21 protein-coding genes are annotated in these 20,699 nt (G+C 65.3%); 10 read left to right on the forward strand and 11 right to left on the reverse strand.

What is annotated here, in order from left to right; genetic code table 11:
- Window positions 1-129: 129 nt before the first annotated feature.
- Window positions 130-1,977: an ABC transporter ATP-binding protein/permease gene (locus B6V75_RS05850; protein ID WP_088719006.1), complete on the reverse strand. Its 1,848-nt coding sequence runs from the start codon at window positions 1,975-1,977 to the stop codon at window positions 130-132.
- A gap of 138 nt (window positions 1,978-2,115) precedes the next feature.
- A complete protein-coding gene (locus tag B6V75_RS05855) occupies window positions 2,116-3,687 on the reverse strand; it encodes a LysM peptidoglycan-binding domain-containing protein (protein ID WP_088719007.1) in 1,572 nt (523 codons plus the stop codon).
- Between the two features lie 135 nt (window positions 3,688-3,822).
- On the opposite strand from B6V75_RS05855, the gene B6V75_RS05860 reads away from it, so the two are divergent.
- Entirely contained in the window at window positions 3,823-4,377 is a 555-nt protein-coding gene (locus B6V75_RS05860; RefSeq protein ID WP_088719008.1) for a TIGR00730 family Rossman fold protein, read from the forward strand.
- On the opposite strand, the gene rarD is transcribed toward B6V75_RS05860, so the two are convergent.
- Window positions 4,363-5,304 (reverse strand): EamA family transporter RarD, encoded by a 942-nt coding sequence (gene rarD, locus B6V75_RS05865; RefSeq protein ID WP_088719009.1) that lies wholly within the window; start codon window positions 5,302-5,304, stop codon window positions 4,363-4,365. The two genes, B6V75_RS05860 and rarD, sit on opposite strands and share 15 nt — an antisense overlap.
- A gap of 133 nt (window positions 5,305-5,437) precedes the next feature.
- Here rarD and B6V75_RS05870 point away from each other — a divergent pair, with 133 nt between their 5' ends.
- On the forward strand, window positions 5,438-6,283 hold the full coding sequence (locus tag B6V75_RS05870) for a DUF1206 domain-containing protein (RefSeq protein WP_088719010.1): 846 nt from the start codon (window positions 5,438-5,440) through the stop codon (window positions 6,281-6,283).
- A 219-nt stretch (window positions 6,284-6,502) separates the two neighbouring features.
- Here the strand turns inward: B6V75_RS05870 and B6V75_RS05875 are convergent, their stop codons facing one another.
- From B6V75_RS05875 to B6V75_RS05895, 5 genes are all read right to left on the reverse strand, one after another.
- Entirely contained in the window at window positions 6,503-6,958 is a 456-nt protein-coding gene (locus B6V75_RS05875) for a host attachment family protein (RefSeq protein ID WP_075776072.1), read from the reverse strand.
- Entirely contained in the window at window positions 6,958-7,185 is a 228-nt protein-coding gene (locus tag B6V75_RS05880; protein ID WP_088719011.1) for a hypothetical protein, read from the reverse strand. Before B6V75_RS05880 ends, B6V75_RS05875 begins: the two co-directional genes overlap by 1 nt.
- Window positions 7,186-7,376: 191 nt before the next feature.
- Entirely contained in the window at window positions 7,377-7,976 is a 600-nt protein-coding gene (locus B6V75_RS05885) for a superoxide dismutase (RefSeq protein WP_088719012.1), read from the reverse strand.
- Between the two features lie 102 nt (window positions 7,977-8,078).
- Window positions 8,079-8,924, reverse strand: coding sequence for a DMT family transporter (locus tag B6V75_RS05890; RefSeq protein ID WP_088719013.1), 846 nt, complete (start codon window positions 8,922-8,924; stop codon window positions 8,079-8,081).
- 124 nt (window positions 8,925-9,048) lie between these two features.
- On the reverse strand, window positions 9,049-10,068 hold the full coding sequence (locus tag B6V75_RS05895; protein WP_075776076.1) for a ribose-phosphate pyrophosphokinase: 1,020 nt from the start codon (window positions 10,066-10,068) through the stop codon (window positions 9,049-9,051).
- 111 nt (window positions 10,069-10,179) lie between these two features.
- Here B6V75_RS05895 and B6V75_RS05900 point away from each other — a divergent pair, with 111 nt between their 5' ends.
- The 5 genes from B6V75_RS05900 (at window position 10,180) to purF (ending at window position 15,183) form a co-directional block, all read left to right on the forward strand.
- Window positions 10,180-10,779, forward strand: a complete 600-nt coding sequence (locus B6V75_RS05900; RefSeq protein ID WP_088719014.1) for a 2-hydroxychromene-2-carboxylate isomerase — start codon at window positions 10,180-10,182, stop codon at window positions 10,777-10,779.
- Window positions 10,780-11,595, forward strand: a complete 816-nt coding sequence (locus B6V75_RS05905; protein WP_088719015.1) for an alpha/beta hydrolase — start codon at window positions 10,780-10,782, stop codon at window positions 11,593-11,595.
- A gap of 4 nt (window positions 11,596-11,599) precedes the next feature.
- Window positions 11,600-12,964 (forward strand): DNA repair protein RadA, encoded by a 1,365-nt coding sequence (radA, locus tag B6V75_RS05910; protein ID WP_088719016.1) that lies wholly within the window; start codon window positions 11,600-11,602, stop codon window positions 12,962-12,964.
- 22 nt (window positions 12,965-12,986) lie between these two features.
- On the forward strand, window positions 12,987-13,598 hold the full coding sequence (locus B6V75_RS05915) for a CvpA family protein (protein WP_075776080.1): 612 nt from the start codon (window positions 12,987-12,989) through the stop codon (window positions 13,596-13,598).
- Between the two features lie 106 nt (window positions 13,599-13,704).
- On the forward strand, window positions 13,705-15,183 hold the full coding sequence (gene purF, locus B6V75_RS05920) for an amidophosphoribosyltransferase (RefSeq protein ID WP_075776081.1): 1,479 nt from the start codon (window positions 13,705-13,707) through the stop codon (window positions 15,181-15,183).
- 68 nt (window positions 15,184-15,251) lie between these two features.
- On the opposite strand, the gene B6V75_RS05925 is transcribed toward purF, so the two are convergent.
- Genes B6V75_RS05925 through B6V75_RS05935 form a run of 3 tightly spaced genes read right to left on the reverse strand, consistent with a single transcriptional unit; the run spans window position 15,252 to window position 16,616 of the window.
- The gene (locus B6V75_RS05925; protein ID WP_088719017.1) at window positions 15,252-15,674 is read right to left on the reverse strand and encodes an MliC family protein; all 423 of its coding nucleotides are present in this window, start codon (window positions 15,672-15,674) and stop codon (window positions 15,252-15,254) included.
- On the reverse strand, window positions 15,671-16,048 hold the full coding sequence (locus B6V75_RS05930) for a cell division protein ZapA (protein WP_075776082.1): 378 nt from the start codon (window positions 16,046-16,048) through the stop codon (window positions 15,671-15,673). The genes B6V75_RS05925 and B6V75_RS05930 overlap by 4 nt, the downstream gene beginning before the upstream one ends.
- The gene (locus B6V75_RS05935; RefSeq protein ID WP_088719018.1) at window positions 16,041-16,616 is read right to left on the reverse strand and encodes a hypothetical protein; all 576 of its coding nucleotides are present in this window, start codon (window positions 16,614-16,616) and stop codon (window positions 16,041-16,043) included. Before B6V75_RS05935 ends, B6V75_RS05930 begins: the two co-directional genes overlap by 8 nt.
- A gap of 201 nt (window positions 16,617-16,817) precedes the next feature.
- Here B6V75_RS05935 and tkt point away from each other — a divergent pair, with 201 nt between their 5' ends.
- From tkt to B6V75_RS05950, 3 genes are read left to right on the forward strand one after another with little or no spacing between them, the layout of a single operon-like run.
- On the forward strand, window positions 16,818-18,836 hold the full coding sequence (gene tkt / locus B6V75_RS05940; RefSeq protein ID WP_088719019.1) for a transketolase: 2,019 nt from the start codon (window positions 16,818-16,820) through the stop codon (window positions 18,834-18,836).
- A 41-nt stretch (window positions 18,837-18,877) separates the two neighbouring features.
- A complete protein-coding gene (locus B6V75_RS05945; protein WP_158275080.1) occupies window positions 18,878-19,765 on the forward strand; it encodes a DMT family transporter in 888 nt (295 codons plus the stop codon).
- 11 nt (window positions 19,766-19,776) lie between these two features.
- On the forward strand, window positions 19,777-20,652 hold the full coding sequence (locus B6V75_RS05950) for a lysophospholipid acyltransferase family protein (RefSeq protein ID WP_075776085.1): 876 nt from the start codon (window positions 19,777-19,779) through the stop codon (window positions 20,650-20,652).
- Window positions 20,653-20,699 lie beyond the last annotated feature (47 nt).

Raw genomic sequence — 20,699 nt, forward strand, 5'->3', positions numbered from 1 at the left:
CCTCCCCCCGGGCGGGCGCATTGGCAAGGTCATCGCAGGCACGACCGACCTACGGACTTTCGCGATAAAGCGCCAAGCCTTGCAGGGATGGCCGCGCCCACCCAAGGGTAAGGCGCCGCCCTTTACGCGTTACGCCGCCCCCTGCTCCGCCTCGTCTTCCTCTTCCGCCGATTGCCGCGCCCACATCGAGGCATACCGCCCGCGCTGCGCCAGAAGCTCCTCGTGGCGCCCGCGTTCGACGATTTCGCCCTTGTCGAGCACGAGGATCTGATCGGCATCCGCCACCGTCGACAAACGGTGCGCAATGGTGATCACCGAGCGCCCCTCGCCCATCGCCTTCAGGCTCATCTGGATGTCGCGCTCGGTCTGGGTATCGAGCGCCGAGGTCGCCTCATCGAGCAACAAGATCGGCGGGTTCTTCAGAATCGTGCGCGCGATGCCAACCCGCTGTTTCTCACCGCCCGAAAGCTTCAGACCGCGCTCGCCCACCGCCGTGTCATAGCCTTCCGGCAGGCTGGTCACGAAGTCATGGATCCGCGCCGCTTTCGCAGCCGCCACGATCTCCTCGTCCGTTGCATCGGCGCGACCGTAAGCGATGTTGTAGCGGATCGTGTCATTGAACAGCACGGTATCCTGCGGCACCACGCCGATCGATTGCTGCAGGCTCTCCTGCGTCACATCGCGCAGGTCCTGACCGTCAATGCGGATCGCCCCGCCAGTCACCTCGTAGAACCGGAACAGCAAACGCCCGATCGTCGATTTGCCCGAGCCCGAGGGCCCGACCAGCGCCACGGTCTGCCCCGCAGGCACGTCGAAGGAAATCCCCTTCAGGATCGGCCGCGTCGGGTCATAGGCGAATTCGACCCGGTCGAAACTGATATGCCCGCCTTTCACTTTCAGAACATCGGCGCCCTCTTTGTCCTGAATTTCGGCCGGTTGCTGCAACAAATCGAACATTTCGCCCATATCGACGAGCGCCTGCCGGATCTCGCGATAGACCGTGCCGAGGAAGCCCAGCGGCATGGTGATCTGGATCATGTAGGCCTGCACCATGACGAAATCGCCGACCGTCAGCGTACCCGCCTGCACCTGCATCGCGGCCATGACCATCACCGTAACCAGCCCGATCGTAATGATCAGCGTCTGGCCGGCATTGAGCGCCGCGAGCGACTGGCCGGTCTTCACCGCCATCGTCTCGTAGCCCTTCATCGACTCGTCGTAGCGGTCCGCCTCGCGCTTGGCCGCGCCGAAATACTTGACCGTCTCGAAGTTCAACAGGCTGTCGATCGCCTTCTGGTTCGCCGCCGTGTCGGCCTTGTTCATCTCGCGCCGGATGTTCACGCGCCACTCGGTGACCTTGAAGGTGAACTTGATATAGGCCGCGATGGTGACCAGCACGACCGCCGCGTAGCGCCAGTCGAACACCACCGCGAAGATGATCGCCACCAGCGTCAGTTCGACTATCAGCGGGCCGACTGAGAACAGCATGAAGCGCAGCAGGAACTCGACGCCTTTCACCCCGCGCTCGATGATCCGGCTGAGGCCGCCGGTCTTGCGGGTGATGTGATAGCGTAAGGAGAGCTGATGCATATGGGTGAAGGTCTGCAGCGCCAGATGGCGCAGCGCGCGTTGCGCCACCTTCACGAAGATCGCATCGCGCAGCTCGCCGAAGGCCACCGTCATCAGCCGTGCGACGCCATAGGCCACGGTGATCGCCACCGCCCCCATGCCCAGTGCCCAGGCCGCCGAGGTTCCCTCGCCCGAGAGCGCGTTGACCGCCTCGCGATAGACGAAGGGCGTTGCGACCGAGATGATCTTGGCGAAGACCAGCATCACCATTGCGAAGACGACACGCCGCTTCACCCACGGGGCTTCATGCGCCCAGAGATAGGGCAGCACCGCGCGGATCGTGCGCCAACCGCGGGCGCGCTCCTCGGCATTCATCTTACCCTTGGTCGTGATCTGTGCCGGAGGCATCGCGCCCTCCTCTTCCTCTTGACGAAAATATCCCGGGGGCTCCCGTCAGGGAGCGGGGCAGCGCCCCTCCACGGGTCAAACCTGCGCGCAACCTACTCGGCGGCGCGCAGGAGTCCAGCCATGCAAGCGGTGTGTGCGCTACTGCGCAGCCCCCGAGACGTCCGTCTCGGGCGACGGGATATTGAAGACCTGCCCCGGATAGATCAGGTCGGGGTCGCGGATCTGGTCGCGATTGGCGTCGAAGACTCGGACATAGAGGAACCCGTCGCCATAGACCTCGCGCGCGATCGCCCAAAGCGTATTGCCCTTCACGATCTGCACGACCTTCACCGCGTCGCCGACCTCGCCGGTCGCGCGCACGGAAGCTGCCTGCGCACCGGTCGGATCGGCGGCATTCGCCACGAGGATTTCGTCGGGCTGGTCGAAGCCGGTCTCGGCCCGCGCGACGACCTTGCCCGTGGCGTCCTGCGCATCGATCCGCAATTTATGCTCACCCGTGCCCAAGCCCGGCAGGTCGAGCGACCAACGCCCATCCGCGCCCGGCTGCGCCTCGGCGACGAGCGTGTCGTCGAGATAGGCGCTGAGCGTCGTGCCCTCGGGTGCGCCACGGCCTTCGCTGCGTGCGACCTCGCCCGAGCCGAAGGAGATCGTGTCGATCACCAGGTCATCGCTTTTCGGGGCGAGCAGCCGCGCACCGTCTGCATCGGCGATGAGCGGCGCTGCGGGCGGCGTGGGCGTCGATTGTGTCGCCTCGGTCGCCGTAGCGGGCGTCGTGGTCGTCGTGGTCGCAGTTCCGGCGGACGTGCCAACATCGGTCCCGGTCGCGGCGCTTCCGCTCATCGCCGTAACATCTGCCGCCGAGGCCGTCGCATCGGCGCTACTATCTGTCGCACCGTCCGCAGTCGGCCCAACGGGCGTCTGGGAGGGTACGCTCTGCTCTGCAGAGGCAATCTTCTCGGTTTTCGGCTGTCCGCGCAGCACGAGCGTCTCGGCGCTGTCGCGCGCGGAGCCATCCGCGCCGGTGACCCGCAGCGAGAGCGCGCGCGGGCCGTCAGCGGGCGGCAGATCGAAGAGCGAGGCGAAGCTGCCGCCGCCATCGGCCTGCGTGCTCGCCACGACCTTGCCGTCGACGAGAATATCGAGCTTCGCGCCCGGCTCCGCCCGCCCGGCGAGCGTCACCGAGCCGTCGGGTGCGGCCCGCAGCGCGTCGAATTGCACCTGGGCGAGCGGCTTGCCGTCACGTGCCGCCTTCGCGGTGGTGCCGTCAGTCGCCATATCCGCGCCCGTGGCAGAGCTTCCCGACGCGGCCTCCGCACCCGGATCCTTGACCGTTTCAACCAGCTTGTCGGTGGGTTCCTGGGCCAGCGGCGCCGCGGCGCTCGCCGCTTCTTCAGCCTCCTGCGCCACCGTCTCCGCGCTTTGCGTCTGCGGCGCAGCGGTCCCGGAGGTCGCATCGGCGCTCCCCGTTTGCGCGGTTTGCGCTGCGTTGTTCGCCGCCGCATTCACACCGCCGGCCTCCTTATCAGCCTCGGCCGAACCGGTCGCGGCAGTCGTCTCCGTGCCCGACGGTTGCGCCCCTTCGCGCTCCACCGGGCGCAGGACGCCCCAAAGCACCAGCCCCAAGATCACGAGGAGCAGCGCCGCCGCCCCCCCTTTCACCACACCGAGCCCGGTGCCCCCGGCCGGTTGATCCGTTACGTTTTCATTCATCTAAGTCCCGCCTTAACGTCATCCCCAGGGCCCTGCCGCCTGTTGTTATCTGCGGCTAGGTGACCCGATCCCTTGAGGGAACTTAGCAACCCCGGTATCACCGCTCAATAACAATGCATTTCCGGAGACACCGTCATGACCATTCCCCGTTCCGTCTGTGTCTATTGCGGCTCGCGTGCGGGCGCGAAGCCTGCTTATGCGGCAGCGGCGCGAGACACCGGCGAGATGCTGGCCACGCGCGACTGGCAGCTGGTCTATGGGGCGGGCGATGTCGGGCTGATGGGAGAGGTCGCCCGCGCGGCGCAAACCGCGGGCGGGCGCACCTTCGGCGTGATCCCCGAGCATCTCTTCCCCCGCGAGGTCGGCAAACGCGACCTGACCACATTCGTCGTCACCGAGACGATGCACGAGCGCAAGAAGGTAATGTTCATGAATGCCGATGCGGTGGTGGTACTGCCGGGCGGAGCGGGCTCGCTCGACGAGCTGTTCGAAGTGCTGACATGGCGTCAGATCGGCCTGCACGAGAAGCCGATCTTCCTGCTCAACACCGAGGGCTACTGGGCGCCGCTCGGGTCCCTGATCGACCATATCATCGAGCAGGGCTTCGCGGATCCGTCGCTGCGCGAGCTGTTGGTGACGGTCAATAGCGTGGCGGAGCTGGAAACCGCGCTCGTCTCAGCTTTCGCCTAAACCGCGCTGCGTCGCGGGCTGTGCCGCCGGCTGCGGTCGGCGCATCTTCAGATTGGCGCTCGAATAGAGCGCGAGCGCCGTCCAGATCAGCGCCAGCGCGATCGCGTGCCAGATGGTGACCGTCTCGCCGAAGGCCAGCGTCGCCACCGCGAATTGCAGCGTCGGGTTGAGATATTGCACCAGACCCACGGTTGCCATCCGCACCCGCTGCGCCGCGTAGGCGAACAGCAGCAAGGGCGTGCCGGTGAGCGGGCCGGAGAAGATCAAAAGAACCGTGGTCTTCCAATCGCCGCCGAAATGGCCCGCGCCGGGCGCGCTGCCCCACCATCCCGCGTGATAGCCCCAGAGCACGATCAGCGCGACTGGCGAGAGCAGCAGCACCTCGGCGCAGACCGAGACCATCGCGCCCGCGCGCAACCCCTTCTTGATCAGCCCATAGGTGCCGAAGGTCGCGGCAAGGATCAGCGAAACCCAGGGCGCGACACCCAGCCCGATCGTCAGGACGATGACCGCCGTGGCGGCCAGCGCGACCGCCATCCATTGCCGCGTGCTCAGCGCCTCGCGATAGACGATCAGCCCGAGAACGACGGCGACGAGCGGGAAGATGTAATAGCCGAGCGACGCCTGAACCGCGTGGCCGAAATGGACCGACCAGATGAAGGTGAACCAGTTGGCCGATATCATAAACGCCGCGGTCGCGATCACTAACGCCCCGCGCCCGCGACGTTCGGCCAGCGCGGCCCAAAGCTCGCCGAGGCGGCCTTTCAACCCGAGGATCACGGCGAAGAACAGGAAGGACCATAAGGTGCGATGGGCGAGCACTTCGATCGGCGGCATCCCGTCGAGCATCTTGTAATAGAGACCCGACAGCCCCCAGATGACGCAGGTCGTCACCATCGCCCAGAAGCCTTTGACCGCCTCGTTCATCGAAATTCCCTTCTCTCAACCGCGTGACCCTGACCGATCGGCGGGCGAAAGGAAAGACCACGGCGCGGCGGAACCTGTGCGCTTGTCCACGCATTGGGTCTGCGTCAATTCACAACGCCGAGAGAGACCGCCAATGTCCGCCACCAACAGCCACGATCCCGACGATTTCGCTTGGGCAGTGCCCGTAATGCGCACAGGCTACGGCGGGCGCGGTCTGGTCTATCTCGTCGTCGCGGGTGTCTCGCTCTGGTCGCTGTTTCATGGCGGCAGCGCCGAGGGCACCAAACAGGTGATGGAGAAGCTCTCAAGCGGCTGGGGCGCCGTGGTGCTCGTCGGCATCGCCCTTGGCATGGCGGCTTACGCAATCTGGCGCGTGGTGGACGCGGTCTGGGATCTCGAGGCCTATGGCTCCGAGATGAAAGGGTGGATCGCCCGTATCGGCCTCGTGGTCAGCGGTCTCGTCCATCTCGGCATCGGCGGCATTGCGGTCACGGCGCTCGTCGCGCGGGCGAGCAGCGATGGCGGGACGAACAAGCTGGTCTCGACGATCCTGAGCGCGCCGATGGGTCGTATCGCGCTCAGCGTGATCGGCCTGATCGTGATCGGGGCCGGCGGTTACTATCTCTACAAGGGGCTCACCAAGGCCTATCTGAAGCATCTGATGGCCAACGAAGTCACCCGTCGCGCCAATTTCGTCCTGCAGGCGGGGCTTGCGGCGCAGGGCGTGGTGGTCGCGATCATCGGCGCGCTTATCGTTTATGCCGCCTACCGCTACGATCCGTCGAGCGCGGGTGGTCTGGGCAAGGTCTTTGACTGGGTGCGGGGCCACCCGTTCGGGCAATTCCTGACCGGGGCGATCTGCGTCGGATTGCTGGGCTTCGCCGTATTCTGCTTCGTCAACGCGGTCTACCGGATCGTGCCGCGTGCCAGCGACCCGGACATCGAAACGCTCAAGCAGAGCCTCGAGAGCGACGACTGAGGCGCGCCCTGCCCCGTCGACGGAACGCCGCGCCCATCTCGCGCGGCGTTTTCTTGCGCTCTGCCGATGCGCGCGCGATGTGCCCGCATTACAGGTGCGGTCACTGACCTCCCGCGGGTCTCGCCGCTTCCCCGCAGCGCTCCTTCGGGAAAGCCCCATCAAAAAAGCGCCGCGCGGACAACCGCGCGGCGCTTTGTCTGTCATCGCAGCGAGGCGCGATCAGACGGTCGCAAGCTCTTCTTTCACCAGCTTCTCGATCTCGTCTCGGGGGTGATTGGTCAGCGTCTTGTCGATCTCGGCCACCACGACGTCGGCGACTTCCTTGTGCAGCGCGTGACGGATTTCCCCCAGAACACGGGGTGCCGCGACGATCACCAGCCGCTCGATCCGACCCTTGTGGACCATCTTGTAAAGATGTTCGGCCAGATCGTCAGCGAAGCGCATCTTCGCCAGTTCGTGCCAGTCCGTCTCCTGAAAAGCCGAGCGCTGGCCGGGGCCGTCATCAGCCATCCGACCCGGGCTGTCGGTGCCCTGCTCGTGATCGGGCGGGTTGTCCTGCTCGTCGACGCGCCGCACGACGAGGTTCGGATCCTCGTCATCCATCATGTTTTCCAGAAACAGCGCCTTCTCGCCATCCGCGATGACGACCCAAGTACCCTTGGAGAGTTTCTTCATCACATCTTCTCCTTTTCGCCGCTATCTCGCTCGTCGCCACCGAGCGGGCGCGTCGTGCCTGCGGAGGTTTCGTCGAGCTGCTTCTTCTCATCGCGGGTGCCGACCTTGCGGTTCAGGTTCCCGCCCGAGCTGCCTTGCCCTTCCGGCGTCTCGATATTCTCGGGCTTCTCGCCGAGGACCTCTTCGGTTTCGCGCTTGCCGTCATTGGAGCGAATGCGTTCAGCCATCGTATCCTCCTCTTGGTTACGGGTTTCTGTCAAGAAAACCGATCCGGCGGCGTCGCGGTTCCTGCTTAGCGGTCTTTCCGTCCCGGCAATCGCCCCGGCACACAAACGTGCTCACAAACGGGCGTCGTGAAGCGCGCAAAGAAAAAGGGCGCCCCACGGGACGCCCTTCCAATTCGCTCGTTTCGCGGAGATTACATGCGCGAAGCGACGTTTTCCCAGTTCACCAGCTTGTCGAGGAAGTTCGACAGATAGGCCGGGCGCTTGTTGCGGAAGTCGATGTAATAGGAGTGCTCCCACACGTCGCAGCCCAGAAGCGCGGTCTGGCCGAAGCACAGCGGGTTCACGCCGTTCTCGGTCTTGGTCACTTTCAGCGAACCGTCGCCGTCCTTCACGAGCCATGCCCAGCCCGAGCCGAACTGGCCAGCGCCCGCGGCAGCGAAGTCTTCCTTGAACTTGTCGACCGAGCCGAAGCTTTCGGTCAGCGCCTTTTCCAGCTCGCTCGGCATGGCCGAGTTGCCCGGGCCCATCATTTCCCAGAACTGGGTGTGGTTCCAGTGCTGCGAGGCGTTGTTGAAGATGCCGTTCTGCGCGACGGCGTTCGGCTGATAGGTGCCTTTCACGATCTCTTCGACCGACTTGCCTTCCCATTCGGTGCCGGCAATCGCCTTGTTGCCGTTATCGACATAGGCCTTGTGGTGAATGTCGTGGTGATATTCGAGGGTCTCCTTCGACATGCCGAGATCCGCGAGTGCGTCGTGGGCATAGGGAAGATCGGGAAGTTCAAAAGCCATGATGTCCTCTCTTGAGTTCGAAGGTTCGTACGTCAAACACTAAAGAAGCGCTGGAGGTTCCGAGGTCAAGACGTTTCCGCGGCGAACATCCGACGGTTGGGTTCAGGTTTTACGCCGCAGCGAGAGCGCGATGCCGCCGATCACCAGCGCCGCGGCCAGCCAGAAGCGCGCCGACGGGATTTCGGCCAGAAGCACCGCCCCGCCCAGCGCCGCGATCAGAGGCACGGAAAGTTGTGCGATCGCGGCGAGGCTCGCAGGGATTTGCGGCAACACGCGATACCACAGCGCATAGCCCAGCCCCGAGGTCACAGCACCCGAGAGGATCGCGGGTGCCCAGCCCCAGCTTGCGCCCTGCCCCCAGTCGCCCGCGCCGAGCATCCAGATCAGCGCCAGCGGTATGGCCAGAGCGAAGTTAAGCGCGGTCGCGACCAGCGGATCGTGCGTGCGCCGCCCGTTGAGCGAATAGAGCCCCCATCCGATCCCGGCGAGCGCCATCATCGCGAAACCGCGCGGATCGATATGGGCGTCGCCCGAGGCGGGCAGGAGCAGAACCATAAGCCCTGCGAAGGCCAGCCCCGCCCCGATCCAGCGCCAGAGCGAGATCGCCTCGCGCAGCCACAGCGCCCCCGCGAACATGGTGATCTGCACCATCCCGAACAGCGTCAGCGCGCCGACGCCAGCGTCGATCAGCCCGCTCGCGATGGAAAACCCGAAGATATAGAGCGCGAGCGTCGCGACCCCGGCGCTCAGAACCGCCCTTGGCAGACGCAGGCCCCGCACTCCTTTCGCCCGCATCGCGAGAAGCAGCAGAACAAGCGCCCCCGAGGCGAGCCGCACGAAGCCCGTCGCAGCGGGCCCCCAACCAGCATCATGCACCGCCATCCGGTTGAGCACCGAATTGGCCGCGAAAGCGATCATGACGAGAGCGGTGAGAGCGAAAAGGCGCATGCCGCCAGAATGGCGCGGAATGCGCCGATGTCCATCGGGCTTTCCGACGAAATGAAATGACCCGGAGCATGTACCCCGGGTCGATCCAAACAAGCGAGCGCGGCGCGTCCAGCGGCGCGACCGCTCAGTCGCGAGTGTACATGCCCTCGTAGATCGGGACGAGCGTGTCTGTCTCGAAGAGCGAGGACACCGAGGTGCCCGACCAGGTGTTCAGGATCGCTTGTGCGAACATCGGCGCCGTCGGCACGATGCGGATATTCGGGCAGGCTTTCACGGCCTCGGTCGGCTCGATCGAGTCGGTGATGACCAGCGTCTTCAGTGCCGAATTGGTCACCCGCTCGACCGCCGGGCCCGACAGCACGCCGTGCGAGATATAGGCGTGAACCTCTGTCGCGCCGTGCTCGATCAGCAGGTCGGCGGCCTTGCACAGCGTGCCTGCCGTGTCGACCATGTCGTCGACGATGATGCATTTCTGGCCCTTCACGTCGCCGATCACGGTCATTCCCGCGACCTCGCCCGCCTTTTCGCGGCGCTTGTCGACGATGGAGAGCGGCGCGTCGATCCGCTTGGCCAGCTCACGGGCGCGAGCCACGCCGCCCACGTCGGGCGAGACGACCATGATATCGTCGGTCTGGCCCTTGAAGTTGTGCAGGATATCGAGCGCGAAGACCGGCGAGGCGTAGAGGTTGTCCACCGGAATATCGAAGAAGCCCTGGATCTGGGCTGCGTGCAGGTCGAGCGTCAGGATGCGGTCAACGCCCGCTTCGGTCAGCAGGTTCGCGACCAACTTGGCCGAGATCGGCGTGCGGGCCTTGGTGCGGCGGTCCTGACGTGCATAGCCGAAATAGGGGATCACGGCGGTGATGCGATCTGCCGAGGAGCGTTTGAGCGCGTCGGTGATGATCAGCAGCTCCATCAGGTTGTCATTGGCCGGGTTCGAGGTCGGCTGAATGATGAACATATCCTCGCCGCGCACGTTCTCGAAAACCTCGACGAAAATCTCGCCGTCGTTGAAACGCTCGACCCGCGCATCCACCAAACCGACGGACATGCCGCGATGCATCGACATGCGGCGCGCGATCGATTGCGCGAGCGGTTTGTTGGAATTTCCGGAGATGAGCTTCGGTTCGGTGACGACGGACATGGGCCAGTTCCTTCGTGACGCCGGGCAGCCCCGGCGGGATTCGCTTGATTGCGCCTGCCTTAGCACCGGGGTAGCGTGGCGGCAATTTCGACTGTCAAGAAAGTGTTATGAATGGCACGGATCGACTACTATTTCGGCACGTTCAGCCCGTGGGCCTATCTCGGCGGCCCGCGATTCGAAGAGATCGCGGCGCGTCACGGCGCTGACGTGACTTACAAACCGCTCGACCTTCTGGGCCTGTTCGACCGCACCGGCGGCGTGCGCCCGGCGCAGCGTCACCAGAGCCGGATGGAATACCGGATGCAGGAGCTCAAGCGCTGGTCGAAGCGGCTCGGGATGGAGATGAACTACACGCCTCCCGGCTATCCGCCGAACCCCGCACCGTCGTCTTACGCGATCATCGCGGCGCAGAAAGCGGGCGGCGGCGATGTCGGCGGGCTGGTCAACGCGATCCTGCGCGCCTGCTGGGCGGAGGACAAGGACATCGCCTCGGACGAGGTGATCCGCGAGGCGCTGGAAGCCAACGGTTTCGACGGCGATCTGGCGACCACCGGCCTCTTCGACGGCGCGGTCACCTACGAGAAGAACCTCGAGGACGCGGTCGAGGCCGGCGTGTTCGGCTCGCCCTTCTATATCGTCACCGACACCGATGAGCGGTTCTGGGGGCAGGATCACCTGGAGTTGCTCGACGACTACCTGGGGACGCTCTGAATGCCGCGCGACCAACGACAAGGGGCCGAAGTCTTCTGGCAGAGCTTCGGTCAGGGCGAACGTCCGGCTATCGCGATCCATTGCACGCTCGGCAGTTCGAACCTCTGGGCGAAGGCGCTGATGCCGTTGGGCCAGCAGATCACGGCGACCGCCTTCGATCAGCCGAGCCACGGGCAATCCGCACCCTGGCGCGGCGATGCGAGCGAGCCCGGGAGCTTCCAGACGCAGGTGACACGGATCGCTGCAAGCTTCATTGAGCGCCCTGTCGATCTGATCGGGCATAGTTTCGGCGCCTCGGTCGCGCTGCGCATCGCGGTCGGCGCGCCCGAGGCCGTGCGCTCGCTGACGCTGATCGAGCCGGTGCTGTTCGCGGCGCTGCCCGAGGACGACCCGGATTGGCAGGACCTGCGCGCCAAGCAGGACCATTTCGAAGCGCTGATGGAAGCGGGCGATTACGAGCCGGCCGCACGCGGCTTCATGCGTGACTGGGGCACCGGCCAGCCGTGGGACAGCTATACCGAAACGCAGCGCGAACGTTTCACCGCGTGCATGCCGATGGTCGAGAATATCTCTCGCGCCAATTTCGCGGATCCGGCACAGATAGCACGGCCCGACGGGATCGAGCAGATCGACGCGCCCGCAATGATCATCCATGGCGACCGCTCGCCGCCGACGATGCCGAAAGTGGCCGAGGCGATTGCCGCGCGCCTGCCCGATGTGGGCGTCGCCTGCGTCGAGGGCGCGGGCCATATGCTGCCAGCCACTCATCCCGAACAATGCGCGAGCCTGATCGCCGCCAATCTGGAACGCAGCTGACCTCATGGCCAAGCAATCCGCGATCTTCCGCTGCGCCGAGTGCGGCGCGACGCATGCCAAATGGTCCGGGCGTTGCGACGCCTGTGGCGCATGGAACTCCATCCACGAGGAAGCCCCGATCTCGACCACGCCCGGCTCCGGGATGAAAGGCGCTAAGGGCAAGGTGATCCCGCTCACCGCGCTCGACACCAAGGAAACCCCGCCCGCCCGCGTGAAATCGGGCATGGAGGAGTTGGACAGGGTTCTGGGCGGCGGTCTCGTGGCGGCTTCGGCGGTGCTCGTGGGTGGCGATCCGGGCATCGGGAAATCGACGCTTCTGCTGCAGGCGACCGCCAGCTTCGCCCGCGAGGGCGTGAAGGCTCTCTATATCTCGGGAGAGGAAGCGGCGAGCCAGGTGCGGATGCGCGCGCAACGGTTGGGCCTTGCGGACGCGCCGGTCGGGCTGGGCGCTGAAACCTCGCTTCGCGACATCCTGACGACGCTGGAAGTCGAGCGCCCCGACCTCGTCATCATCGATTCGATCCAGACCATGTGGTCGGACAATGTCGACAGCGCACCGGGTTCGGTAAGCCAGCTGCGCGCCGCCGCACACGAATTGGTGAGCTTCGCAAAAAAGCGCGGCACCGCCGTCATCCTCGTGGGTCACGTCACCAAGGAAGGCCAGATCGCGGGCCCGCGCGTGATCGAGCACATGGTCGACACGGTGCTCTATTTCGAGGGCGAGCGCGGCCACCAGTTCCGCATCCTGCGCGCGGTGAAGAACCGCTTCGGCCCGGCCTCCGAGATCGGTGTCTTCGAGATGACCGGGGCGGGTCTGGCCGAGGTCGCCAACCCCTCGGCGCTGTTCCTGTCGGAGCGCGGCCAACCCGCGCCGGGATCGGCGGTTTTCGCAGGAATTGAAGGCACGCGACCGGTGCTGACGGAGATTCAAGCGCTGGTTGCACCCTCAACGCTTGCTTCGCCCCGTCGTACCGTAGTCGGGCTCGACAGCGGGCGGATCTCGACCATTCTCGCGGTGCTGGAATCGCGATGCGGCATCCCCTTCGCGGGGCTCGACGTGTTCCTGAATGTCGCGGGCGGGATGAGGGTGGTTGAGCCCGCAGCCGACCTCGCCGCGGCCGCCGCGCTTCTCAGTGCGCGCGAAGATGTGGCGCTTCCAGCGGACATGGTGATTTTCGGGGAAATCAGCCTGTCGGGCGCGCTGCGTCCCGTGGGTCAAGCGGAAAACAGGTTGAAAGAAGCGGCGAAACTTGGTTTTTCACAAGCGATCGCACCCTCGGGAACGAAAGCCGAAGGGTCGAGCGGGATGTCCCTGCGCAAGCTGGGCGATCTCGTGACTTTTACCGGGGAGATGTTCGGCGCCGGATAACGCCGAGAACACAGGAGCGAAAATGGACGGGTTCACCATTGTCGATGCCATCGTGGCGGTCGTCATCATTCTTTCGGCGATCCTCGCCTATTCGCGGGGCTTCGTGCGTGAGGCGCTGGCCATCGTCGGCTGGATCGCGGCGGCGATCGTCGCTTACATTTTCGCCAACGAGGCGCGCCCGCTGGTGCAGCAGATCCCCGGCCTCGACAAGTTCATCGGCCAAAGCTGCGAGCTGGGCATGATCGGCGGCTTCGCGGTGGTCTTCGCCGTGGCGCTCGTCGTGTTCTCGATCCTGACGCCCTTGTTCGCCTCCGCCGTGCAACGCTCGGCCCTTGGCGGGATCGACCAGGGGCTTGGCTTCCTGTTCGGCGTGGTGCGCGGCGTGATCCTCGTCGCAGTGGCCTTCGTCGTCTACGACCGCGTGATGAGCAACGACCCCGTGCCAGTGGTCGACGACTCGCGCTCGGCCAAGGTGTTCTCGCGCGCCTCCGGACAGCTCGACGAATCGATGCCCGCCGATGCGCCCGGCTGGATCGTGCAACGCTACGAGCAACTCGTAGCCGCCTGTCCCGCACCTCCGGGTGCCGATGCCCCGGCCCGGACGGACGAATTGCCCCCGGCAACGGCGAATTGATGACAGCCACATGACGGTTTTTGCAGGCGCGAGGGGTTAACACCTCTCGCGTTTGCATATAAATGAGCGCAAGCGCCCTCCCCTTGCGTCATACGGAGCTGATGCCATGTCCTGCCCCGCCGCCCAGAAGACCCACTTCGCCCATCCTTTCGACGACGACAAGCTCAAGGAAGAATGCGGCGTCTTTGGTGTGGTCGGCATTTCCGACGCCGCGAATTTCGTGGCTCTTGGTCTGCACGCCCTGCAACACCGCGGTCAGGAAGCGGGCGGTATCGTCGCGCATGATGCCGCAACCGGCTTCAATTCCGCTCACCGCTTCGGCTACGTCCGGGACAATTTCACCAAGTCGAGCCTGATGGAAACGCTGCCGGGCGATATCGCCATCGGCCATGTGCGCTACTCCACCGCAGGCTCCAAGGGGGCGGTGATCCGCGATATCCAACCCTTCTTCGGCGAGTTCTCGATGGGCGGCTGCGCGGTCGCGCATAACGGCAACCTCACCAATGCCGACGCGCTGCGCCGCGAACTGATCGAGCGCGGCGCGATCTTCCAGTCGTCTTCCGACAGCGAATGCATCATCCACTTGATGGCGCGCTCGATCCAGCGCAAGCACGCCGACCGGATCGCCGACGCGCTGCGCCGCGTGGAAGGCGCGTTCTCCATCGTCGCGATGACGCGCACCAAGCTGATCGGTGTGCGCGACCCGCTGGGCGTGCGCCCGTTGGTGCTGGGGAAGCTCGGCGAACATGGCTATGTGCTCAGTTCCGAGACCTGTGCGCTCGACATCATCGGCGCGGAATTCGTCCGCGAGATCGATCCGGGCGAGATGGTGGTCATTCAGGACGGCCATATCGAAAGCTCGCGTCCCTTCGGCCCCTCGACCGGGCGCTTCTGCATCTTCGAGCATGTCTATTTCTCGCGCCCCGACAGCATGATCGGCGGCCGCTCGGTCTACGAGACCCGTCGCGCCATCGGCGTCGAGCTGGCCCGCGAAGCCCCGGTCGAGGCCGATCTGGTCTGCCCCGTGCCCGACAGCGGCACCCCCGCCGCGATCGGCTACAGTCAGGAAAGCGGCATCCCCTTCGCGCTCGGGATCACGCGCAACCAGTATATGGGCCGCACCTTCATCGAGCCGACCGAGCAGATCCGCAACATGGGTGTGCGCCTCAAGTTGAACGTCAACAAGTCGCTCATTCGCGGCAAACGGGTGGTCCTTGTCGACGACTCGGTCGTGCGCGGCACCACCTCGCGCAAGATCAAGGACATGATCCTCGATGCGGGCGCGAAATCGGTGCATTTCCGGATCGCCTCGCCGCCGACCGCATGGCCGTGCTTCTACGGCGTCGACACGCCGAACCGCGACAAGCTGCTGGCGGCGCAGATGACCGAGGAAGAGATGCGCGAATGGGTCGGCGTGGACAGCCTCAAGTTCATCTCGCTCGACGGGCTGTATCGCGCGGTGGGCGAGGCCAAGGGCCGCGACAATTCCTGCCCGCAATATTGCGATGCCTGCTTCTCCGGCGAATATCCGATCACGCCTTCGGATCAGCTGGAAAAGGGTTTCGAGATGAAGGCGGCCGAGTAAGCGCGCGGCGCTTTCCGTTCGTCTGATACGATTTCTTCAGGGCCGCCGCGCGTATCGCGTTGCGGCCCTCAGTCTTCCTGACAGGCGCGGAACAGCGGTTGCGCCTCGCCATCCTCGGCGATCCAGTCGAGCATCGCGCCGTGGCCCTTTGTCCACCACACATAACCCGCCTCGCCCTCGCCATCCTCGGCGTATCTCGCGCCGTCGGCAGAGCGGATATGGCTCATCACGACGAGCCGTCCCTGCAGGAACAGGGCGACGCGCTGGGGATCGGTGTCGTTGATGTAGGCCGCGTGCACTTCCGCGCCGCGCTCGCAATGATAGGTGACGGTCACCACCGGCTCTACCGTATCGCCGGCCGTCGGGTTGAGCGGCTCAAGCCGCTCGACGGGCGTGTCGTGTTGCCCCGATGGCGCCGCCGCATCCTGCGCCTCCACCGGCCCCGTCAGCGCGGCGCCCGCGATCAGCGCCCCAAATAGCGTACGTCTCACGCGTCGTCCTCGACCCGGTCGGCGAGCGACTCCGCGCGTGCGGCGATCTCGGCCAGCGTCTCGGTCACTTCGGGCGGCAGGATCGGCACTTCGACATGGGCCGGGTTCGACTGCAATTCGTCGATCTTCGCCTGCAATTCGCCAAGACGGTTCATCGCGTCGCGCAGCTGATCCTCGATACCCGCAGCCTTGTCGGCCAGCATCAGCCCCGACATCAAGAGCATCCGGTTCTCGGGCACGCGCCCGATCTGGCCCAGAAGCACCTGCGCCTCGCTGTCGAGCATCCCGGCAGCCGAGCGCAGGAAATGTTCTTCACCCTCTTGGCAGGCGACCTGAAAATCGCGGCCGCCGACGGAAATCGTCACCTCAGGCATCGGTCCCCTCCTCGCGGTTCGCCGCTTCGATGATCGGGTCGAGACCCGCGATGATCTGCTCAAGCTCGGCGCTTTCGCCGTCGCGCGCGGCGCGCAGGCTTTGCAACTCGGCCATCAGCGCCTCGTCGGAGAAGGCCACGCCCTCGTCCATCAGCTTGCGATTGGCCGCGACCAGCGCCGCGTTGGCTTGCTTGAGGGCAGCGACCTCCTTGAAGGCAGATTCCTGCGCCCGGACGGCGGCGCCGTATTTGCGCTCCATCGCCCCCAGCGTGGTATCCTGTTTCTCGCGGATCGCTCGGACGCGTTCGGAGAGTTGTGCGTTCGCTTCCTGCTCCGCGGCGAGCGCGGCTTTCAGTTCGGCCACCTCCGCCGGATCTGCGACAACTTCGGGCGGCGGCTCCGGTACCGGGGGCAGTTCCGCCTCGGCGGCCTCCGGCTCGGTTTGCTGCGCTGCGGATTGCGCTGCCTTGGCCTGCATTGCCTCGCGCTGCTTGAGCGCTTCGACCCCGCGCCCGATCCGTTCGAGCGCGAAAGCGATGCGGCGTTCGTATTCGGCGATATCACTCATGCACGCCTCCTCGTCCTCATGTTTTTCGCTTGCCATGGCCGAATCGCGGCCCGGCTGCGGATTTCGATCAGTCTAACCCTTTGCGACAGGGCAAGCCCACCCTTTTGCCCCAAGCACTTGTGGGCCACGCTTGATCTTGGGCCGATCCCTGCTATCAGGGGCGCGGACCCATCCAACTGCTGCCCCGCGAAAGGACGTTTCATGGAAATCGAAGAGCTGCGCGCCGCCCATCCTGAGCATTGGAAACTTGCCTCCGCGATCCGCGCATTGGCGATGGATGCGGTGCAGGCCGCCAATTCCGGTCACCCCGGCATGCCGATGGGTATGGCCGACGTGGCGACCGTTCTGTTCCAGAACCACCTGAAATTCGACGTGAAGAACCCGAAATGGGCTGACCGCGACCGCTTCATCCTTTCGGCCGGCCACGGCTCGATGCTGATCTATTCGCTGCTCTATCTCTGCGGCGATGAGCAGGTCACGCTCGACCAGATCAAGAACTTCCGCCAGTCGGGCGCGCTGACCGCGGGCCACCCCGAGAATTTCCTGCTCGACGCGGTGGAAACCACCACCGGGCCGCTCGGCCAGGGCCTCGCGACCTCGGTCGGCATGGCCATCGCCGAAGAGGCGCTGCGCGCGCAATGGGGCAAGAAGCTCGTCGATCACCGGACCTGGGTCATCGCAGGCGACGGCTGCCTGATGGAAGGCATCAGCCAGGAGGCCATCGGCCTTGCCGGGATGCAGGAACTGTCGAACCTGATCGTGCTGTGGGACAACAACGACATCACCATCGACGGCCGCGTGTCGATGTCGGACAAGACCGACCAGCGCAAGCGCTTCGAGGCGTCGGGCTGGACTGTCTTCGCCTGTGACGGCCACGATCCGGTTGCCATCGACGAGGCGCTGACCAAGGCGAAGCAAGCCAAGGGTCCGGTTCTGGTCGACTGCAAGACCATCATCGGCTTCGGCGCCCCCACCAAGGCCGACAGCTACTCCGCCCACGGCTCGCCGCTGGGCGACGAGGAGATCGCGCGCACCAAGGCGATCTACGGTTGGAATCACGGCCCGTTCGAAATCCCCGCCGACGTAAAGTCGCAATGGGAAGCGATCGGCACCCGCGGCGCAGCAGAGCGCGCCGAATGGGAGGAGCGCTTCGGCAAGCTCTCGGCGGCCAAGCAGGCCGAGTTCACGCGCATCATGGAAGGCGGCGTCTCGAAGAAGCTGACCGGCGCGATCCGCAAGTTCAAGAAGGAACAGGCCGAGGCCAAACCGAAGGTCGCGACCCGCAAGGCGTCCGAAATGGTTCTGGGCGTGATCAACGCCGCCTGCCCCGAGACCATCGGCGGCTCGGCCGACCTCACCGGCTCGAACCTCACGAAGTCGAAGGACATGACGGTCTTCAACGCGGAGAACCGCAAGGGTCGCTACATCCACTACGGCATCCGCGAGCATGGCATGGCCGCCGCGATGAACGGTCAGTGGCTGCATGGCGGCGTGCGCCCTTATGGCGGCACGTTCTTCTGCTTCACCGACTACGCGCGCGGCGCGATGCGTCTCTCGGCTCTGATGAAAGTGCCGACCGTCTATGTCATGACCCATGACTCGATCGGTCTGGGCGAAGACGGCCCGACGCACCAGCCGGTCGAGCATCTCGCGATTTGCCGCGCGACGCCGAACACGCTGACCTTCCGCCCCGCCGATGTCATCGAGACCGCCGAGGCGTGGGAAATCGCGATGAACCAGGAGGGCACGCCCTCGGTTCTGGCGCTGTCGCGTCAGGGTCTGCCGACGCTGCGCACCGAGTACAAGCCGCAGAACCTCACCGCGCGCGGCGCCTATGTTCTGGCCGAAGCCGATGGCAAGCGTCAGGTGATCCTGATGGCGACCGGCTCGGAAGTGGAAATCGCGCTGAAAGCTCGCGAGATGCTGCAGAAGGAAGCGATCGGTACCCGCGTCGTCTCGATGCCCTGCATGGAGCTGTTCGCCGAGCAGGACGAGGCCTACCGCAAGCGCGTGCTGCCGCCGAACTCGGTCCGCGTGGCGGTCGAGGCCGCCGTGCGCCAGCCGTGGGACCGCTGGCTTCTGGGCGAGCGTGGCCGCGAGGCGAAAGCCGGCTTCGTGGGCATGGAGGGCTTCGGCGCCTCCGCCCCGGCAGGCGAGCTTTACGAGAAGTTCGGGATCACCCCCGAGGCCGTGGCCGAGAAGGTCAAGAGCCTCCTCTGATGGCTCTGCCCGGGTTGAAAGCGACAGCGAGGGGGCCCGGCGTGGCCCCCTCTTTGCTTCCCGAGGGCGATCGCCCCGGGATGGGGATCGCGCTGATGCTCGGCGCGTTCTCGATGCTGACTCTGATGGACGCTTTCGCGAAACTTCTCGGGCAAGGTTACCACCCGCTTCTGATCGTCTGGGCGCGCTTCGCGGTGAATGCCGCCGTGCTGGCGGTCATCTATCGCGGCAGCCTGCCGCGCAGGCTTCGCAGCGCACAGCCGAAGTTCCAACTGGGCCGGGCCTTGTTCCAGATGGGTGCGATCGTTTCGTTCTTCTACGCGCTGAAACATGTCCCGCTGGCCACCGCGACCGCGCTTGGCGATCTGAACCCCGTGATCGTGACGCTCGGCGCCGCCCTGTTTCTGGGCGAGCGGCTGGGCCCACACCGCATCTTCGGCATCGCGGCCGCGTTCATCGGCGCGATGATCATCCTGCGCCCGGGTTTCGCGGGCTTTCATCCGGCAGCACTGTTGGCGCTACTCGCCGCCTTCAGCTTCGCGGGCGCGGTGCTGCTGACGCGCTACCTGCGCGGCGATAGCGCGGCCACCTCGCAGCTCTGGTCCGCCTACACCGGGCTTGCGCTTTCCTCGCTCGCCCTGCCCTTCATATGGCAGCCGATCGCGCTCTCCGATCTGTGGGTTTTCCTCGGCCTCGGGCTTGCGGGTAGCCTCTCGCAATTTCTGCTGATCCGCGCCTTCGCGCTGGCCGAGGCCTCGACGCTGGCACCGTTCGGCTATTCGGGTCTGCTGTTCGCGTCCTTCTGGGGCTGGTTGATGTTCGGACAGTTTCCTGACGGGTTCACGATCGCCGGGGCGCTTGTGATCGTGGGGGCTGGCCTCTATGTCTGGTCGCGTGAGCGCCGAGCTGCGCGCCAAGCCAGAGCCTGACACACGACACGATGAAGTACCGCGAACCCACCTTGTCCGACCGCGTCTCGAATGCCCTTTTCGTGGCGGTGATGCGGCTGGTCCAGCGGCTACCCTACGAGCGGCGCATCCCGGCGGCGGGGCGGATGGTGGCGCGGCTCGCGCCGGTCCTTGGCTTCACCCGCAAAATCCGCGAGAACCTGGCGATCGCCTGTCCTGATCTGTCCGAGGACGAGATCAAGCGGCTGCAGCGCGAGATGCCCGACAATCTGGGCCGCATGTTGGCGGAGATCTATTCCGGCGAGGAATTCGTGGCCCGCGTGCGCGATCTGCCGATCGAAGGCCCCGGGGCCGAGACGCTGGAAGCCGCCCATCGCGAGGGGCGTCCGGTCGTTCTGGCTGCGGGCCATTTCGGCAATTACGACGCGTGGCGCGCGGCGCTTGCAGGGCGCGGCTACCGGGTCGGCGCGATCTACCGCCCGATGAACAACCCGCTCTTCAATGAACAATATGTCTCGACCATTTCCGCCATCGCCGAGCCGCTGTTCTCGCGCTCGCGCCGGGGTTTGGGCGACATGATAAAGTTCCTGCGCGATGGCGGGATGGTCGCCTTCGGCTTCGATCAGCATTTCAGCAAGGGCGCGGAATTGAGCTTCTTCGGCCTGCCCGCCTTCACACCTCTGTCTGCGGCGGAAATGGCGCTGAAGATGAAGGCCGATCTGGTGCCGATCTACGCGATCCGCCAGCCCGACGGACTCAGCTTCAGGATCTACGCTGACAAGCCCGTGCCACATACCGACCCCGAAACGATGACCCAGACCCTCAATGACGGGCTGGAGGAGATGATCCTCAAGCACATGGAGCAATGGCTCTGGATTCATCGCCGCTGGAAGGGGAAACGCAAATAAGAAAAGGCGCGCGAGATTTTCTCGCGCGCCTTTTTGGCCTCTCGGAC

The sequence above is a fragment of the Thioclava sp. F1Mire-8 genome, from assembly GCF_002213165.1.
In the GTDB taxonomy this organism is placed as follows: Bacteria; Pseudomonadota; Alphaproteobacteria; order Rhodobacterales; family Rhodobacteraceae; genus Thioclava; species Thioclava nitratireducens.

Excerpts from the sequence above, each read along its gene's own strand:
- B6V75_RS05850 (WP_088719006.1), bottom strand. The coding sequence starts at position 1,977 with ATGCCTCCGGCACAGATCACGACCAAGGGTAAGATGAATGCCGAGGAG.
- B6V75_RS05855 (WP_088719007.1), bottom strand. The coding sequence starts at position 3,687 with ATGAATGAAAACGTAACGGATCAACCGGCCGGGGGCACCGGGCTCGGT.
- B6V75_RS05860 (WP_088719008.1), top strand. The coding sequence starts at position 3,823 with ATGACCATTCCCCGTTCCGTCTGTGTCTATTGCGGCTCGCGTGCGGGC.
- rarD (WP_088719009.1), bottom strand. The coding sequence starts at position 5,304 with ATGAACGAGGCGGTCAAAGGCTTCTGGGCGATGGTGACGACCTGCGTC.
- B6V75_RS05870 (WP_088719010.1), top strand. The coding sequence starts at position 5,438 with ATGTCCGCCACCAACAGCCACGATCCCGACGATTTCGCTTGGGCAGTG.
- B6V75_RS05875 (WP_075776072.1), bottom strand. The coding sequence starts at position 6,958 with ATGAAGAAACTCTCCAAGGGTACTTGGGTCGTCATCGCGGATGGCGAG.
- B6V75_RS05880 (WP_088719011.1), bottom strand. The coding sequence starts at position 7,185 with ATGGCTGAACGCATTCGCTCCAATGACGGCAAGCGCGAAACCGAAGAG.
- B6V75_RS05885 (WP_088719012.1), bottom strand. The coding sequence starts at position 7,976 with ATGGCTTTTGAACTTCCCGATCTTCCCTATGCCCACGACGCACTCGCG.
- B6V75_RS05890 (WP_088719013.1), bottom strand. The coding sequence starts at position 8,924 with ATGCGCCTTTTCGCTCTCACCGCTCTCGTCATGATCGCTTTCGCGGCC.
- B6V75_RS05895 (WP_075776076.1), bottom strand. The coding sequence starts at position 10,068 with ATGTCCGTCGTCACCGAACCGAAGCTCATCTCCGGAAATTCCAACAAA.
- B6V75_RS05900 (WP_088719014.1), top strand. The coding sequence starts at position 10,180 with ATGGCACGGATCGACTACTATTTCGGCACGTTCAGCCCGTGGGCCTAT.
- B6V75_RS05905 (WP_088719015.1), top strand. The coding sequence starts at position 10,780 with ATGCCGCGCGACCAACGACAAGGGGCCGAAGTCTTCTGGCAGAGCTTC.
- radA (WP_088719016.1), top strand. The coding sequence starts at position 11,600 with ATGGCCAAGCAATCCGCGATCTTCCGCTGCGCCGAGTGCGGCGCGACG.
- B6V75_RS05915 (WP_075776080.1), top strand. The coding sequence starts at position 12,987 with ATGGACGGGTTCACCATTGTCGATGCCATCGTGGCGGTCGTCATCATT.
- purF (WP_075776081.1), top strand. The coding sequence starts at position 13,705 with ATGTCCTGCCCCGCCGCCCAGAAGACCCACTTCGCCCATCCTTTCGAC.
- B6V75_RS05930 (WP_075776082.1), bottom strand. The coding sequence starts at position 16,048 with ATGCCTGAGGTGACGATTTCCGTCGGCGGCCGCGATTTTCAGGTCGCC.
- B6V75_RS05935 (WP_088719018.1), bottom strand. The coding sequence starts at position 16,616 with ATGAGTGATATCGCCGAATACGAACGCCGCATCGCTTTCGCGCTCGAA.
- tkt (WP_088719019.1), top strand. The coding sequence starts at position 16,818 with ATGGAAATCGAAGAGCTGCGCGCCGCCCATCCTGAGCATTGGAAACTT.
- B6V75_RS05950 (WP_075776085.1), top strand. The coding sequence starts at position 19,777 with ATGAAGTACCGCGAACCCACCTTGTCCGACCGCGTCTCGAATGCCCTT.